At 60.6% G+C, this 3162-nt stretch carries 4 protein-coding genes; 1 reads left to right on the top strand and 3 read right to left on the bottom strand.

Annotated elements, in window-relative coordinates; genetic code table 11:
- A partial coding sequence (locus I6U14_RS00845) for a site-specific integrase (protein ID WP_296896093.1) occupies window positions 1-1305 on the bottom strand: 1305 nt, incomplete at its 3' end.
- 250 nt (window positions 1306-1555) lie between these two features.
- A complete protein-coding gene (locus I6U14_RS00840) occupies window positions 1556-1945 on the bottom strand; it encodes a hypothetical protein (RefSeq protein WP_296896092.1) in 390 nt (129 codons plus the stop codon).
- A gap of 246 nt (window positions 1946-2191) precedes the next feature.
- Here I6U14_RS00840 and I6U14_RS00835 point away from each other — a divergent pair, with 246 nt between their 5' ends.
- The gene (locus I6U14_RS00835; protein WP_296896091.1) at window positions 2192-2773 is read left to right on the top strand and encodes a hypothetical protein; all 582 of its coding nucleotides are present in this window, start codon (window positions 2192-2194) and stop codon (window positions 2771-2773) included.
- 49 nt (window positions 2774-2822) lie between these two features.
- Here I6U14_RS00835 and I6U14_RS00830 read toward each other — a convergent pair.
- A partial coding sequence (locus tag I6U14_RS00830; RefSeq protein ID WP_296896090.1) for a hypothetical protein occupies window positions 2823-3162 on the bottom strand: 340 nt, incomplete at its 5' end.

Below are 3162 nucleotides of genomic sequence, written 5' to 3'. Positions count from 1 at the left end.
AGGACCGACGGCGGAGGGCTCGCGGACGCGGGTTCGATTCCCGCCGCCTCCACCATCACCGCGTCCGGGCGGAGTCCCGCCCGGACCACCCGAGACCACCCTAGACCGTTTCGATTCAGCCACTTGCGATGCCCTACCTCGCGAGGGCGGCCTGTCTGCGTTGGGATGCGTCGGGCTCGGTTGGGGCACATTTTCGTCACCTTTGGTCACAGCTACGTCACAGCGTTCGCGGGCCAGCATGGCCTCGACGCGCTGCCCTGCGCTCGGGTCCACGTCCGGAATCCAACGCCCGTAACGTCGGCGGATCATGCCCCAGTCGGCATGACCCATCTGGTTCGCCACCCACATCGGGTTCTCGCCCGCCGAGAGCAGCGTGCTCGCGTAGGTGTGGCGGGTCTGATACGGCGAGCGATAGCGCACCCCGGCCCGACGGATGGTATGCGCCCAAGCGGTCTTGCGGATCTGCCCGTCGGTCTCCCAGGGTTGGCCCGTACGAGGATTGAGGAAGACCCGGTCCGACACACCCTCGCTGTGGCCTCGCTGAGCAAGCAAGGCTTCGAGCGCTGGCGCGAGGAGCTTGACTTCGCGCTCACCGGAGCGCGTCTTCGGGCTCTTCAGCTCTTTGCGTACGCTGGCGCGGCGTATGAAGACAACGCCACGCTCCCAACAAACATCGCCCCACTCCAAAGCGATCAACTCTCCGGTCCGGAGCCCGGACCAGAAGGCGAACTGGAACAGATGGCGGTGCTGCGACTCCAGGCAAGCAGCAAGAATCGCGTCGCGCTCATCCGGCCTGAAGGGATCGGGCTCATTCTGATCTACCCGGAGCGCTTTCACGCGCGTCAACGGATTGCTTTCGACACGGCCATCCGCATAGGCCTCGGCATAAAGCTGGCGCAGGGGGATCAGGACATTGTTTTTTCGTTTCGACGAAATTGCCAAACCGGCGATCCATTCGCGAACTTGCGTTGCGGTTAGATCACAGAGAGCAATATTGCCGAAAGCGGGAATCAGGTGTTGCGAGACGGCACTGACGTAATCTCGATACGTACTCTTTGCGACGCGTGGCTCAGTCAGAGCAAGATAGCGCTCCAACTCCTGAGCAATACTCTCGTTGCTCCGACGGTGGCCGTCGAACAGTAACGCTTTCCTGCTGTGAGGAAAATGGGATGAATAGCGGAACGTGCCAATCGCAATCTCATGATGGATCGCTGCAATCATCCGCTGTGCATGGGCCATATTGGCTTTGGTTGGCGTCAGCTTCAGCGTCTCCCGGCACCGGACACCACGAAAATAGAAATCCAATTGGATGCTATTTCCACGTGCACTTACGCGGCCTTGCCCTCGACCCATCGCTCGTACTCCGTCAAGTTCATCAACACCCGGTTATCGGGCGCCTTTCGGTAATGCTTTCCGAGGAGCCAGACGCCGGTCTTGAGTTTGGCCCTAACCGCATCCTCGCTGTAGCCCGTGAGTTCCGCAAATTTGGCGACAGTTACCCACTGCACCGGTCTATTCATTGGTAGCACCCTGAGCTTGCAGACCTGATACCGCCCTACTCGACGCGCGCCGCCGCAAGCTCGGCCCGCAAGACAGCCAATTCGGCGCGCATACGTGCGAGTCGACTCTGATATTTCTTGTCCCGCTCGCGCTCGGTCGCACCGTCCGCGAGCTTGGCGCGCAACTCATCGAGCATTTGTCTGGTCGCAGCGATTTCGTCGGCCGACATCGCAGCACTCTGATAGGTGGCAATCGCCGCGAGCACGCCGGAGCGCTCTACGACCTCTACCCATTGCTGCACTCGGACTGACTCAGCCGCAGACACGAGCCAGTATCTGCGATGCCCATCATACTTCGCCGCGGGAAATGCCTCGCGAAAGATGTTCTTGATTTCATATGGAAACTCGATTCGAATCCACCGCTCGGCGGGCATCACGTGTATCATCGCACCCTCCTGGGAGTCTGTAGATATTGGCCATGTCACGTGCTAAACTGTAAGGCTGCACGCATAGCAATCGCTCTCGTGCCAGACCGTCCGCGCGCCCTGCATTCTAGGCGACGAAGGACTTTAGGGCTGCATGGCGCGATGTGACCTGACCAAAGTCTACAGCGCCAGCACGGCTTGTCAAGCCCTGCCTGGACCGGCGCACACCAAGCTGCGGGAACCACTTCACGCCGCACACGGGGGACCATGCTTGTGACATCGTCGACGGACGCAGAACTCATCGACGCCATCAAGGCTGGTTTCGACCTTTCCTCGGATGCTGAAGTCGCCGCCTTCCTCGGCATCACACGCTACGCGATCTATCGCGTCCGTCAGGGGAAGACAAAACTCGGGCCGCTACAGCGGCTCAAGGTGTTAGACCACCTTGGATTCCTGCACATCCGTTCCTTGGTCGAGAGAATTGCGCCCGAGTCCCTAGCGCATTTGATTCGGACTGCGAGCGGGCGGGAGGCAACCCGGATTGCTAAGGCTAAGCTGCGTCGGCGGCGCACCAAGAGCCCGGACGGCGAGTTGTTGGAGGACTTTAAAGAGGCATTCGGATTCGATACTGATACGGAACTCGCGGAGTTCCTGGGTCTGGAAAGCTCGACCATTTCCAGTGTTCGCACGGGAAGATCAACCCTTGGCCCGGGACCAAGGCTGAAGATCCTGAATAAGCTGGAACCCTTCGAGCTAGCAGACGTCGAGACTGCACTGGCATCGACAGAGTCGCTGGTTCATTTGATCGAAAGCCATAGACGCTCGAACAAAGCGGGTGACGGCGAGTAGTGATTTCAGTCTAGCTGGTCCTCCGATAAGTTCTGCCGAATCCCGGCCGCTACCAAGCCCCAAGCAGCATTCGATAGGCGACGTTGCCGTTAAGTACCTGCGCAGTGGATTCCCAGGACGGCATGAAGGCGTGGTCCAGGTCGATGCTGTTGTCGATGCGGTAGGGGTTCCCCTCCTGGTTCTTGCCGGTGGAGTCGACGGCCTTGAGCTCGATGCGCATGGCGTCGCTGACCACCGCCTCGTCGGTCGAGCGGACCTCCCACTCGCCGGCGTCCTCGCGCACGTAGAGCTTATCGCCGTGGGCGAGCTTGACGTCCGTGGTGGTGATGGTGCCGGGCTTGGCGTCGCGGGCGTACTCGACGGTGACCGGCGGGGCCTGATCGGAGGGG

Source organism: Thiohalocapsa sp., from assembly GCF_019695415.1.
Lineage (GTDB): Bacteria > Pseudomonadota > Gammaproteobacteria > Chromatiales > Chromatiaceae > Thiohalocapsa.
This window is presented reverse-complemented; position numbering and strand designations above follow the sequence as displayed.